This window comes from Neobacillus sp. S1227 (genome assembly GCF_055385255.1).
On the sequence record NZ_AP038276.1, the window covers coordinates 5,092,858 to 5,106,037 of the forward strand.

Annotated in this window: 17 protein-coding genes and 1 riboswitch; all 17 genes read right to left on the reverse strand. The window is 44.3% G+C overall.

The window, feature by feature from the left end; all coding sequences use genetic code 11:
• Positions 1-32: 32 nt before the first annotated feature.
• The gene (locus ACZ5AE_RS25555) at positions 33-653 is read right to left on the reverse strand and encodes a flagellar biosynthetic protein FliO (protein ID WP_464567298.1); all 621 of its coding nucleotides are present in this window, start codon (positions 651-653) and stop codon (positions 33-35) included.
• An 11-nt stretch (positions 654-664) separates the two neighbouring features.
• Positions 665-1,006 (reverse strand): flagellar motor switch protein FliN, encoded by a 342-nt coding sequence (gene fliN, locus ACZ5AE_RS25560; protein WP_464567299.1) that lies wholly within the window; start codon positions 1,004-1,006, stop codon positions 665-667.
• 185 nt (positions 1,007-1,191) lie between these two features.
• Entirely contained in the window at positions 1,192-1,626 is a 435-nt protein-coding gene (gene fliJ / locus ACZ5AE_RS25565; RefSeq protein WP_464567300.1) for a flagellar export protein FliJ, read from the reverse strand.
• Entirely contained in the window at positions 1,623-2,960 is a 1,338-nt protein-coding gene (gene fliI / locus ACZ5AE_RS25570) for a flagellar protein export ATPase FliI (RefSeq protein WP_464567301.1), read from the reverse strand. The genes fliJ and fliI overlap by 4 nt, the downstream gene beginning before the upstream one ends.
• Before the next feature lie 36 nt (positions 2,961-2,996).
• Positions 2,997-3,773: a FliH/SctL family protein gene (locus tag ACZ5AE_RS25575; RefSeq protein WP_464567302.1), complete on the reverse strand. Its 777-nt coding sequence runs from the start codon at positions 3,771-3,773 to the stop codon at positions 2,997-2,999.
• Positions 3,763-4,761: a flagellar motor switch protein FliG gene (gene fliG / locus ACZ5AE_RS25580; protein ID WP_464567303.1), complete on the reverse strand. Its 999-nt coding sequence runs from the start codon at positions 4,759-4,761 to the stop codon at positions 3,763-3,765. The genes ACZ5AE_RS25575 and fliG overlap by 11 nt, the downstream gene beginning before the upstream one ends.
• Before the next feature lies 1 nt (position 4,762).
• A complete protein-coding gene (gene fliF / locus ACZ5AE_RS25585; RefSeq protein WP_464567304.1) occupies positions 4,763-6,376 on the reverse strand; it encodes a flagellar basal-body MS-ring/collar protein FliF in 1,614 nt (537 codons plus the stop codon).
• A 143-nt stretch (positions 6,377-6,519) separates the two neighbouring features.
• Positions 6,520-6,819 (reverse strand): flagellar hook-basal body complex protein FliE, encoded by a 300-nt coding sequence (gene fliE, locus ACZ5AE_RS25590; protein ID WP_464567305.1) that lies wholly within the window; start codon positions 6,817-6,819, stop codon positions 6,520-6,522.
• A 13-nt stretch (positions 6,820-6,832) separates the two neighbouring features.
• Complete coding sequence (gene flgC, locus ACZ5AE_RS25595) at positions 6,833-7,279, reverse strand: flagellar basal body rod protein FlgC (protein WP_464567306.1); 447 nt, start codon at positions 7,277-7,279, stop codon at positions 6,833-6,835.
• A gap of 10 nt (positions 7,280-7,289) precedes the next feature.
• Positions 7,290-7,679: a flagellar basal body rod protein FlgB gene (gene flgB, locus ACZ5AE_RS25600; protein WP_464567307.1), complete on the reverse strand. Its 390-nt coding sequence runs from the start codon at positions 7,677-7,679 to the stop codon at positions 7,290-7,292.
• A gap of 104 nt (positions 7,680-7,783) precedes the next feature.
• A riboswitch (cyclic di-GMP riboswitch) is annotated at positions 7,784-7,871 on the reverse strand.
• 119 nt (positions 7,872-7,990) lie between these two features.
• The gene (gene fliS / locus ACZ5AE_RS25605; RefSeq protein WP_464567308.1) at positions 7,991-8,368 is read right to left on the reverse strand and encodes a flagellar export chaperone FliS; all 378 of its coding nucleotides are present in this window, start codon (positions 8,366-8,368) and stop codon (positions 7,991-7,993) included.
• A 17-nt stretch (positions 8,369-8,385) separates the two neighbouring features.
• Positions 8,386-8,739 carry a flagellar protein FliT gene (gene fliT, locus ACZ5AE_RS25610; protein WP_464567309.1) on the reverse strand — a complete coding sequence of 118 codons (354 nt, stop codon included), beginning with the start codon at positions 8,737-8,739 and terminating at the stop codon, positions 8,386-8,388.
• A gap of 3 nt (positions 8,740-8,742) precedes the next feature.
• Positions 8,743-10,296, reverse strand: a complete 1,554-nt coding sequence (gene fliD, locus ACZ5AE_RS25615) for a flagellar filament capping protein FliD (RefSeq protein ID WP_464567310.1) — start codon at positions 10,294-10,296, stop codon at positions 8,743-8,745.
• Between the two features lie 236 nt (positions 10,297-10,532).
• A complete protein-coding gene (gene fliN / locus ACZ5AE_RS25620; RefSeq protein WP_213117551.1) occupies positions 10,533-10,904 on the reverse strand; it encodes a flagellar motor switch protein FliN in 372 nt (123 codons plus the stop codon).
• A gap of 1 nt (position 10,905) precedes the next feature.
• Positions 10,906-11,823 (reverse strand): flagellar motor switch protein FliM, encoded by a 918-nt coding sequence (gene fliM, locus ACZ5AE_RS25625; protein WP_464567311.1) that lies wholly within the window; start codon positions 11,821-11,823, stop codon positions 10,906-10,908.
• Between the two features lie 78 nt (positions 11,824-11,901).
• A complete protein-coding gene (locus ACZ5AE_RS25630; protein ID WP_464567312.1) occupies positions 11,902-12,720 on the reverse strand; it encodes a flagellar hook-basal body complex protein in 819 nt (272 codons plus the stop codon).
• Positions 12,721-12,741: 21 nt separating this feature from the next.
• Positions 12,742-13,167, reverse strand: a complete 426-nt coding sequence (locus ACZ5AE_RS25635; RefSeq protein WP_464567313.1) for a flagellar hook capping FlgD N-terminal domain-containing protein — start codon at positions 13,165-13,167, stop codon at positions 12,742-12,744.
• Positions 13,168-13,180 lie beyond the last annotated feature (13 nt).

Consider the following 13,180-nt stretch of genomic DNA (forward strand, 5'->3'; position numbering starts at 1 on the left):
TTTTTTGCCAACTAAATCTCCGCCATTTTTGTCTAGTCTTTTAGTTTGTTGATTGGAATGCTCGTTTGTTTCACTTGATTGATTTGCGAGAGAAGGGTCTGCTCCCAGTCTTCTGCTTGTTGGGGTTGTTTCACAGCCCCTTTTTTAAAAAACTTCCTAATGTTAATGGGCTGTTTTTTTTGCTCAGTCTGTTCTACAAGAGATTGCATGATAAGGTCCTGCTCCTCTCCCGGTTCGATTGTCTGCAGGAGGCGGACCTCGTTTCCGATGCCTAAAATGTATAAGGTTTTCCCAATCATGACCATTTGTACGGACTTGCTGCCGCCTAATGGGTATCCGCCCAGCGAATGGATCGGACCTTGCGATAATAGTGGTTTCGATTTCGATTTTAAAAATTTTAAACATAACAGCAGCAAGATGATGATGGCTGCAAATGAAAATATAAATTTGATAAAGGATGGGACAAGTGACGGCTGCTCCGTTGCAGGGACAGTCGATGGATTCTCTGTTTTGGCTTGTTGATCCTTGGAATAGGCATCATACACGGTGCCTCCATTTCCCTGTCCGAAAACGACATGATTATTAATAGAAGAAAAGAAGAACACCACTGTTAAGGCAAGGGTTATTTTTTTAAAAAAAGAAACAATCTGCAACCGGGCCACCTCTAATCGTGCATTCTTTCTTCACGTTCCTGCTTGGAAACGATATCGGTTATCCGGATGGCAAACTTCTCATCGACGACGACGACCTCGGCCTCAGCAACGGCTGATCCGTTGATGACGACATCCACATGTTCCCCGGCAAGCTTGTCTACCGGAATAATCACGCCTGGTTTAATCTTCAGGATGTCCTTCACCTTCATATGAGTCTTACCGAGTTCGACGATGAGCTGCAGATTGACATCATCAATCGAATTTAGCTCATTTCCTGCACCGGATGACTTTGCTTCATCAAAAAGAGGGGCAAATTGGACTGCTTTGATCTGTTTTATTTGCTTTTCACTCATTGGATCGCACTCCCTCTTGGTTATTTAGACTGTTTTCGTGATTTAGGCCCATTACAGGTCGGTTTCTTTATGTTAAATTACACTCTATCGGCGAATTTTTGGGTTCTATCGGCGAATTCAACGATTCTATCAGCGAATTTCCGCATTCTATCGGCGAATTGAACAGTTCTATCGGCGAATCGAAATCATCTATTGTGAAAATACCGAATAACAGCCATCTCATCTAACATATTTTGCTCGTCCCGTTTGATTTTCTCAGAATATTCATCAAAGGACTTTTCCCGCCAGGTGGACCAAACCTTCTCTTCCTGATTTTTCGCGAGCAGCAGTTGGTTTTTCAGATTGAACTCCTTCGTCAAATCCACGACCTTCCTCTTCCCCCGCTCGATTTGCTTGTCCAAAAAGTAAAGATATTGTTCTCTTTCCAGCATTTCCGTCACTCGAAGAGAAGTCTTTTGCTCAAAATCTCGCAAATAACATTCTTTCCGTTCTACAAGCTCGAGCAGTTCTCCGTCGGCTATTTGCTTCTTTTTCCGCGCCACATTCAGTTCATTTAAAGCCGATTCTTTTTCTTTTTCCTTCATAATTAATATCTTTTCGAAACGAAATTGGAAACTCATGTAGCCATTCCTCCAAATTGTTGAATCATCGTCATGACCGCATCATCTAAATGAGAGGTTTCGTTGACGCCCTGCTTCAAAAAGCTGTCTATCCAAGCCTTATGTTTAATGGACAAATCAATTTCAGTATTCGTTCCCTGTTTATAGGCACCGATTTTAATCAAATCCTCTGCTTCCTTATAAATGGCCATCTGCTGTTTCAGAATGTCTGCGCTCCGAAGATGCTCAGGGTCACCGATATCCTTCATTACCCGGCTGACACTGTTCAGGACGTTGATTGATGGGAAGTGTCCTTGCTGTGCAAGCTTCCGGTCGAGCACAATATGTCCGTCCAAGATTCCTCTGGCGGTATCAGCAATCGGTTCGTTCATGTCATCGCCATCTACTAGCACCGTGTAAAAAGCGGTAATTTCTCCGCGTGGTCCGGTTCCAGCCCGTTCAAGCAGCTTCGGCAGCATCGCGAAAACGGAAGGAGTGTACCCTTTCGTCGTCGGCGGCTCGCCTATCGCCAATCCGATTTCCCGCTGCGCCATCGCATAACGGGTGACAGAATCAAGCATCAGGTTGACACTTAAGCCCTGATCCCGGAAAAATTCCGCAATCGTTGTTGCGATAATGGCACCCTTTATGCGCACCAGTGCCGGCTGGTCACTCGTAGCCACGACGACGACCGATTTTTCCAAACCTTCCTTGCCAAGGTCCCGTTCAATAAAATCAAGCACCTCCCGGCCGCGTTCACCGATTAAGCCAATGACATTGACATCTGCACTAGTGTTCCGAGCAATCATCCCGAGCAAAGTACTTTTCCCAACGCCGCTGCCGGCAAAAATGCCGACCCGCTGGCCTTTTCCAATCGTCAGCAGCCCGTCAATCGCTCGAACCCCAACACTCAGTGGTGTATGAATTCTTGGCCGCTTCAATGGATTGGGCGGATTGTTGTTTGTATCCACCTCAATCAACCCGGACGGCAGCGGACTTTCATCCATTGGTTTGCCTAAACCGTCCAACACCTTGCCCAATAATTCCATGCCCACTTTGACGGTAAGCGGCTTCCCGGTCGAGACCACCTCACAGCCCGGGCCGATGGAAACAAGTTCACCCAAAGGCATCAGCAGAACCCGGTTTCCTTTAAAGCCGACGACTTCCGCTTCTAACGGCTTCTCAGAGGAAGACGGATAAATAAGGCAGACATCGCCCAGCTTCACATCCGGCCCCTGCGATTCAATCGTCAAGCCAATGACCTGTGTGACTTTTCCGTTAAATTTGATTGGGTTAATGGTCTGCAACGTTTGCAGATATTTATCAATTTTCAAGAGCTTGTTCACTAGAATCATCCCTTAATGTATGCTGCGGCAGCCAGTCAATCACAATCAATTTTCCATTGCTTGTTCGTACACATCATCCCTCAGTGTTTTCAGCAGTGCCTGTTTGATTTCCTTCAACTGGACATCAATCCTGGCATCGATACTTCCGTATGAAGTGCGGATCACGCAGCCGCCTTCTTCAATCGAGTGCTCCGGCAGTATTTTCACCTCGACCTGTCCTTCCACCGATTCAAGAATTTGCTGGCGCTGGTTTTGCACAAACTCATAATCGTCCGGACTGACGCAAATTGAAATCGTTGAGCGTTCGTTCGAATACATTAAGCTCTGCTTAATCAAGTGCAATAGCACTTCCGGGTTGGTTGCCAGTTCTTTCTGTATCACCTTGGCTGCTGTTTGGATCGATAAATCAATCACAAACGGCTCTGATTCCTTGATAATAAGCTTCTTTTCCTCGTACGCTTTATCCAGAACTTCTTGGGCCAACTGAATCCTGCCTGCGAAATCGCGATGGGCTTGCTGCAGACCTTCGTCATAGCCCTCCCTGAATCCCTGCCGCTTGATTTCCTCCAGCTCCGCCATGACTTTTTCTTGCTCTAATTGCTTCCACTTTTCCAGTTCTTCAGCAGCTTGTTCTTTTTCCATCGCTGCTTTCATTTGTGCCTGCAGAAGGATTTCCTCTGCTTGCTGTTCCGCTTCGTGCATGATTTCCTCAGCACTTTGAACGGAATGGGGGAAATAACCATCCTTCCCCTTATGTATGGATAGGTATTTCGTTTCAATCACCGGCGAGATGGACGTTGCTTTAAATAGATTAGATGACAATTTCCTCCACCCCTCGCTCTATGATGATGGAGCCTTCTTCTTCGAGCCTGCGAATGATACGGACGATCCGTCCCTGCGCTTCCTCCGCTTCCTTTAAGCGGACAGGGCGATCGAATTGGCTTTGTTCCTCGAGTGCCTCGGCACGTCGTTTGGAGATATTTTTAAAAATAGCTTCTTTGAGGTCTTCGCTTGCAATTTTCAATGCCAAATACAAGTCTTCGCTGTCCACATCACGCAAAATCCGTTGAATCGAATGATTGTCAAGTAAGGCGATATCTTCAAAGACGAACATTTTCCCTTTGATTTCTTCAGCAAGGCCCGCATTCTGCTTGCTCAATGATTCTAAAATATGCTTTTCCGTGCTTCGGTCCACACCAGTCAGGATATTGACAATGTTGTCAATCCCGTTGTTAACGGAATAATCCTGCGAGGTCGTCGTTGACAGCTTTTCCTGAAGTACTTCCTCCACCTGGCGGACCACTTCAGGTGAAACCGTGTCCATTAACGCAATTTTTGTTGCGATTTCCGCCTGCTTTTCCGGTGAAAAAGAAGACAGAATCACGGAGGCCTTTTTCGGCTCCAAATAAGAAAGAACGAGTGCGATGGTTTGGGAATTTTCATATTGCAAAAGGTTGAGGATTTGAACTGGCTCCGCCTTTTGCGCAAAGTAAAAAGGCTTCTTTCGATTCTTTTCGGAGGAGCGGTTCAGCATCTCCTTCGCCTTTTCTTCACCAAAGGAGAGTGCGAGCACATCCTTGGCAAAGTGCTCACCGCCTGTCGAAACGACCTTCCGCTCCGACGCCATTTGGTAAAATTCATTGAGCACATCTTCCTTCACCTTGGCATCAATCCATTGAAGATGGGCAATTTCCTTTGTTATCAGTTCCACTTCATCTTCCTTCAGCTGTTTCAAAATTGCCGATGACCCCTCTTTACCTAAAGCAACCAAAAGTATCGCAACCTTTTGAATTCCCGTTAACTTCCGCATGTTATCCCTCCTTTTCTTCCTTTAACCAGTACCTTAAAAGATCGACAAATTCATCCGTGTTTTTACCGGCCAAATGATTTAATTCGTTTTGTACTGATTCCTTTTTGTTGATGATAGGCTCAAATTCAGTCAGCTTTTTCATTTCTAAAAATTCTGAAGCTGACTCCAGGTCCTCTTTCTTTCTCTTTCTAAGCAGGGCGGCGAGAATCAAACCACCCACCAAAAGCAGACCTAATGCTGCTGCTCCAATCCAGATATAATTCATATAAGTTGCCTTTTGACTTAAATCCGTCTTGGCTGGCGTCACATCCCGTTTTCCGGCAAATTCTCTTGGGAATACGGTGATGCGATTATTGATATCTGTATCCGTTAACTGTTTATTGTCTTTTATGGCCGTCCGTACGACGTTGGCGATAATATTGCGAATATTATCCTGTGTATCTGCTGTTAAGGATACGGGATTTTTCGGATTCGGCGGTTCCACTCCGACGTTAATGGTCAAATCGTCAATCGTATACGGACTTTCGACCATTTCCTTTGTAATCCGGTTGAATTCATAGTTGACTCGATTAACCTTTTCCTGGTAGTCATTTTTTCCGCCGCTGCCTTCTGCTGCATAGGCAGGCACATCGTCTTCACCGGTGCCGTCAACGCCGCTCGGAACAGCCCCCGATCCGCTGTAGGATTTCGTGACCTCTTCAACACTGACAGCCATTCCTTTATCGGAATCCGGAAGTGGTTCAACTAAGTTTTGCTGCGTCTTCACCTGGTCGAAATTTAGCTTCACAAAGGTCTGGACCAGCACCTTATCCTGTCCCAGCATCGTGCCGAGCATCTGCTGGATGCTGCGCTGAATGTCCGCCTCTACCTTTTGTTTGATCTCCCGTTGGCTTTCATAGCTTTCTACCCCAGCAAAGGCATTATCGCCTGACTGCGGCAAGGATAGAAGCTGACCATTTTCATCAGTAATCACTATATTTTCTTCCGGCAGATTGGGAATGCTTTTCGATGCTAAATGGTACAGTGCTTTAATCTGCTGTTTTTCTAATTCATAACCGGGCTCAAGATCAACAATTATCGATGCGCTCGCTTTCCCTTCCTCCTCCGGCCGAATAAACACGCTGTCCTTCGGAAGAGTAATCATAACCTCTGCATTCTTAACGCCGTTGATTTTCGCCATCAAATTGGCCAGCTGCCCTTGAATGACTTCCCTCTCTATGGCATCAAGCTCCCGGTCAGTTACGCCAAATTTCAAATCCTTGGTCTGTTCCGAAAAACTAATCGGGCCGCTTTTGGGATACCCTTCTGCCGCCAGGTTGACAATCAGGTCTGCTGCCTGCTCTTTCGGAACAAGAATTTGCGTGCCATTATTGGTCACTTTGTAATCGGTGACCCCCTCCTTTTCCAAGACAGCCTTAATCTCGCCAATTTCCTTTTGACTCAAGCTATTGGCATACAAAGGAACAAGGCTGGGCTTGGAGAAATAAAAAATACCAACGCTGAGAAGGGCCACTACTAAAATAAACGTACCAATATACAATGTTTTATTTTTCCTGCTCGCGTTTTTCCAAAACTGCGAGAGTTTTTCTTTGAAATCATTAAATTTCTGATTCATAAGCCCTCCGCTATGCTAGCCAAGAATCGGCTGTACCTTTAAAACCTGCATTCTCATGACTTCCTGATAAGGTTGTGCAAAGGAACCAAACCTTTGCTTCTGAAAAGTGATGCACAAGAACCGTCCCCATGCCTCCCCATGCCTCAAACTTGCATTCTCATGATTTCTTGATAGGCTTCGACTACTTTATCCCGTACCTGTGTGGTCAGCTGCAGGGCGATTTGTGCTTTTTGTGCAGCGATGGTGACGTCGTGGATATTTTTTATTTCACCTGTGGCTATTTTTTCGGACATGTTTTCCGATTGGACGATCGTTTCATTTGCTTTTTGCAAGGCCTCGCTTAACGAGTTCGAAAAAGAGGCGCCCGACACAGACGCAGGCTGTGCATTTTGCGTCTTTCCCACTATCGATGCTTTCGCCGGAAACAGCTGATCAATTCTCATTTTTTAACACTCCTTATCTACCAATATCTAAAGCTTTCAGTGACATACTTTTTCCGACATTAAAGGCTGTGATGTTGGCTTCATAAGTACGGGAAGCTGTCATCAGGTCGACCATTTCTTTTGTAATGTCAACGTTTGGCATCATCACGTAGCCTTCATTATTGGCATCGGGATGGGTCGGGTCATAAACCGGCCGAAACGGAGTCTTGTCTTCTACAATTCCTGTAACCTTGACCCCATTTGAATTCATTTCATTTTGCAAGAATTGGCTGAACGGGGTTCCTCCCGTCCCATTCGCTTGCACCTCGACCATCTTCCGCCGGTAAGGAATCCAGACCCCATCTACCAATTGGCCCCGAGTGGTCGTGGCATTGGCGATGTTGGAGGAGATTGTATCCATTTTTAACCGCTGGGCAGTTAGGGCTGAAGAACTAATATTTAAGGGTTGGAACATCGACATTATGAATCACCTACCTGCTCTTAATCGCTGTTTTGAGTAAATTGAATTCTTCGCCTATCTGGTATGATAATGTTTGGTACCAAATCGAGTTTTTGGTCAACTCCGTCATCTCGCTATCCATATCCACCCCATTGCCGCTATTTTGCATGACGGTAGGTTCCTGGGTGATCAATGGCTTGCTTGAAGCGGTTATGCCAATTGGGATATGCTTGGCATTCGTTCTCTTCCCGCCAAAGCCAGCACCGGAAAGCTCTTGTTTTAAAATGTCTTCAAAAATAACTTTTTGGGGTTTATAGTTTGGAGTATTCACATTGGCGATATTGTTGGAAATGGCATTATGTCTTAACACAGAGGCATCTAAAGCACGTTGGACGAGATTAATATTTTGAAGCATCGACATGGATCAGCACTCCTATCAAAAATTCAGAATAATTAAATTTTTATTTTTAGGACATAAAAAAGACCATTCCGAAGAATAGTCTAATAGGGTAAACTATGAGTCTCTTCGGCAACTGGCTGGCGTAATCCCTTCGGATCCTTAGCCCCTATAGCTTTGCGTCGCTGGGTTTCCCCAGGTTTGCTATTATCGGATTGTATTTGTCGATTTTTGGAAAATTATATTGTCGAATTTTTCCTACAAAAATAATAATACAATGGTTTTAGTCAGTTGACAACAAAATTAATTAAAAAGGCCTACTTAACTAAAATTAGTTAAGCAGGCCGTACTATTTTCAGCGCTTCTTTCCAGGTATCCTGCAGTTCTGTTAACATTTTTTCCACTTCGATTAACAGCTGCTCGTCCTTTTTGATATTCGCCTCTATTAACTTTTCCTTCATGTAATCATAAAGTACTATAAAAGATTTTGAGATTTCGATATCCATATTCAGGGTAACCATTAATTCAGTGACAATTTTTTGGGCCTTTTGAATCCGGTCATTGGTTCTGTTCCAATCTTTTTTTTCCATTGCCATTCTGGCCTGAAGGATAAATTTAATCGCCCCGGTATATAACAAAAGGGGCAGCTCTTCTTTTTTCGCATATAGTACTTGATTATTTTCGTAGGATTGATAGGCATTATTCAGAGCCATTATCTCACACCTTTCCCTTATTTTCGCTTGTCGTAAAAAATTCCGCTTACCGCTGCCGCAGTTGGTTCCCCGTACTGCTGTTTGATCGTTTTCTCTTTTTGGAGAGAACCAATCGCCGCAAGAATCTTTTGCTTGGTCCTAGTTAATTTTTCCTGAAGCTTTCGTTCTAACGGGTGAATGCGCCGGAGCTCTTCCTTGATGGCTTGGCTCATGAGGATGGCACCGTTACGTTGATCTAGCTCGTTTACTTTCTCAATGCACTGGTCTCGTTCTTGGAGCAGCTGTTCAATAAGTTCTATTTCATTCGTTTCTAGTAGATTGCTTGTCAGCTGATAATAATCTTTTAAAAACTGCTCTTTTTGTTTCTCCATCGATTACATTCCACCGCCCATTTGCTGCATCAGCCAGCTGCTTTGCGTATTCGATTTCTGGATGGCTTGCTCCATCGCGGTGAACTGCTTCCAGTAATAGCTTTCCTTTGTCTGCAGGCGTTTCTCCCACGAATCAATTTGCTCGTCCAGTCGATTTAACGCCTTTGAAAGGTAAGTGTCACTCGAATAACCGGCCGTTTTCGTTATGTCCTTCATCGTTTCATTCAGCTGGTCGTACAATCGCCAGGCGACCCCGCTGTTTTGAAACTCCCCGGCATTGTTCACCGTGTTGTTGGTGGAAGCCCCTGTGTCGTATTTTTTTGAAAAAAGCTGGGCGACTTGGTCTAGATTATTTTCTAGTGCCGCTTTTAACTTCGTTTCATCGATGACGAGCTTTCCATTATCCCGGTAGTTGGTACTTGAGGTGATACCGATTTCCGCCAGTGTATCGAACTCACTGTTCATTTTGGCCGGGTCCTTGTCACTGACTTTGGAATAGAGGATGGACCGCATTTTATCGAGGGCAGAGGCAATTATCTGGTCATTTGATAGTAGTCCGCTCTTTGCCTTTTCCTCCCACAGCTCGATTTCTTTGTCCTTCATTTCCTTCTTCTGGTCATCGAGCAGAGGGGAATAATCCTTATATTTCTTTTCACCCAACTTATCGTGAAGGGTTTTAATGGTTTCGTTGTATTTGTCCACAAAGCCCTTGATGCTGTCAAAAATCGAATCGACATCCGGTTTCTTCGTAATGGTGACATTGCTTCCGGGCGGAAGCTCGTTTTTTAGGCTAAACTGGATGCCGTCATAGCTAAATTGGTTGCTTTTGATGGTGATGGTCGTTCCGTTAATGGTGACCTCGCCGGGTGTTGACGTGACAGCTGAAGTTCCGGCTGCTCCGCTTGCGTTTCCGGCTGGGAAATCATTCTGATTACTCCCCACCGTACCCGCTGCGATCTTTAAGACGTTCGAACTGTCGGATATATTGGCAATGCTGATATCCGTCTGGTCATCCTTTGAGGTAAAAATAATCGCGTTATCGCCGCTGGAATAAGTGGCCGTCACCCCTGTTTTGGCGGATAAGGCATTGATTTTTGCAATCGAGCTTTGGATTGTATCCTGTGCAGTCAGGTTGATCGATTCGTTGTTCAGGGTAAAACTAAACCCCGAGCCTAGTTCGGCTTTATCATTGGCTACTCCTGCCTGTGCGAATTTGACAGAAGAAGGCGTACCCGGCTGATAGAGTTTGGCAGAGGAAATCACATATTCGCTTCTGCTTGGAGTTCCAGTTAGGGAAACGTCGATCTTGGCAGCGTCAGAGGAAGACAGCTTGCTTTTTTGAAAAGTGGATTCCAGCCTTAGGGCTTCCATTGAAGACCGCAAATCGAGAAATTTGGTATTCACATCACGATACGCATCCATTTTCCATTCCGTCATCGTCTTATTTTGGATGACTTTGTTTAAGGGGATTTTTTCTGCGTTCATTAATTTGGTCACAAGCGCCTCTGTATCCATCCCCGAGGCCAGACCAGATAAGCGAAAATCATTTGAGATCATTTGGAAATCCTCCGTACCATCGTTTCTTTGCTCTTAATAAAAATAACGGCAAGTTTTGGGGGAACGTTTAGTTCTTTTTGAAAAACTTTGGAGAGGGGAGGGCCCAGGTACAATAGATTTGTAGATAAATTGGGAAATTCGTAGATATATTTGAAAATTTGTAGATATAGATAAAAAATTCGTAGATATATTTTTAGAATAAAGAAAAAAGAAAGGCCGCTTTAGCCTTTCTTAGATTAATTGATCGTTTTATTTAAGATTTCGGTGATTCTAATCCCAAAATAATCGTCGATGACGACCACTTCGCCTTTGGCGACAATTTTTCCGTTGATCAGGACATCAACCGGCTCTCCGGAGACGCGGTCCAGTTCGATAATTGAGCCTTGCGTGAGTTCGAGAATTTCGTTAATTTTCTTTTTCGTCCGGCCCAGCTCCACCACAAGCTCCAACGAAATATCCATGAGCAAATCCAAATTAACGGAGTCGTCCGTTTCCCGCTTTTGCGGTTCATCCGGCAAGTCTTGAAAAATAAACGGCTTCGTTTCCTTTTCAGTATCGCCTAATAGAGCTTCCAATTCTTCTCTTGAAATTTTCCCCTCGTTACTCATCTTATTTTCCCTCTTTTTCTAACACAGTTTCGATTTCGGCTGCTAGCCGTGTCTTCTTCACACCAGGTTTGACAAAGAATTTCACTTCTTTGCCTACCTTCGCCTTTAACGGTTCATCATACAATTGATTCAACTGGATGACATCCCCGACGTTTAGCGATAAAAACTCTTCAATCGAAATCTTCGAGCGCCCTAGTTCAACGCTTAACGGGATTTCCAGTTCTTCAATTTTTGACTTTAACAGCTTGGATTCCTGCGTGCTTTTCGTTTGGCTTCGGGTCGAGAACAATTGATAGGATGATAGCTTTGGTAAAAACGGCTCTAAAATGATATACGGAATGCAAATGTGCATTCGTTCCGTCACATCGCCGATTTTAATCGTAAAGGCAATTACAATCACAGTCTCATTCGGGATGGCAACCTGTAAAAACTGCGGATTCGTTTCAATCTCAAACACCTTCAAATCGACGTTCATGAGATCTTTCCAGGATTTCTGCAAGTTTTCTACAAAGCCCTCGAACAGCTTATGAAGAATTTTATTCTCAATTTGCGTTAATGTCGTTTTTTCCTCGGGGGAAGCCGAAAGCTCCCTGCCGCCTAGTAGGCGATTAAGGATTGCTAATGCCATTTGCGGCTTTAATTCCATAATCATGCGCCCTTTTTCGGACGTTTCAAAAACGTTTAAAATTGTATAGGCCGGCAGTTCCTTGATGAATTCCTCGTAAAGCATTTGATTGACTGACACCACATCCACTTGCACGATGGTTCTTAATTGCGTCGAAATCGAGGAAGCCAGTTGATAAGCGAAATTATCATGGATTCTTGTTAGCACGCGAACCTGCTCCATCGATAGACGAAGTGCTTTTTTAAAATCATAGACTTTGACGTCTTGGCTGTTTTGAATGATTTTTTCTTTCATTGCGTAGGTTCCACCACCATAAAATGATGCAAAGGGAAAGCAGAAATACTTTCCCTCCCTTTTAAAAATTCGAAACTATTATCGTTTTAAATTCACTAATTCTTCCAAAATGGAGTCGGAAACGGTAATTACCTTGGCATTCGCCTGGAAACCGCGCTGTGCGGTAATCATTTCGGTAATCTCTTCAGACAGGTCCACGTTTGACATTTCCAACTGGCCAGAAACAATTTGCCCGGCATGGTTATCTGAACGCTTCGCAATTAGATTATCGATATTGGTTTCTGTATCGGAATTTCCTGTTAATTCATACAGCGAGCCGCCCACTTTTTTCAAGCCGCCTGGATTGGAAATAACAACCGTCCCAAGTGTAGCAATTTCATTGGCAGTGCCTGCTGGAGTGACCCCTTTAATAACCCCATTATAATCAATGGTGTAGGAAACATAAACATCTGAATCAACTTGGATAGGATTCCCATCAGAATCTAGCACTTTATATCCTTGTGGATTCACTAGGTTGCCGGCGCCATCCCGGTCGAAGTTACCGGCGCGTGTTAAGTACTTTGCCCCACTGTCGCTTTGAACCACGAAAAATCCATCCCCATCAATGTATAAGTCAGATGATAGATTTGTAGTCGTTGGACTTCCAGCCATGTGAATTGTATCAATAGTCGCCGTTTTCACGCCTAACCCGATTTGCACCGGATTTGTTCCGCCGGATCCCCCGACCGGATCCGGTGATGAACTGTCGCGGACAGTCTGGCTTAACACATCTTGAAACATGATTCTGCTTTTTTTATAACCAACCGTATTCACATTTGCAATATTGTTACCAATGACATCTAATTTGTTTTGGAACGCCTTCATACCAGATACACTTGAATTTAAAGAACGAAGCATGTTAACTACCCCCAGAGTTTGTTAGTTTTGGTTTTTAGCAGAAAGGATTGATTCGATTGGAATATCTAGGTCATTTATTTGATAAAAGAATTGATTGTCTTTTTTGATAACCCCATTAATGATGCCGTTCTCCTGCAGGCCTGTTTCTGGATTTAACCAGGACGCTTCCTTGCTGATCATATGGGAATAGTAGCTGATGTCCTTCGTGTTTGAGTTTGCGAATTGGACGAAGGCCTGATTTAAGTTGGACATCTGTTCCAGTGTGCTGAATTGGGCCAGCTGGGAAATGAATTCCCGGTCCTCCATTGGCTGGGTTGGATCCTGGTTTCTCAATTGGGTGGTCAGCAGCTTCAAGAAAGCATCCTTGCCTAATGAATTAGTGGCTTGGTTTGTCTGTTTGGCATTCAGCGTGTTCGAGAATGGTGTGGTTGTATTTACGGATGTCATGTTCTTCATCTCC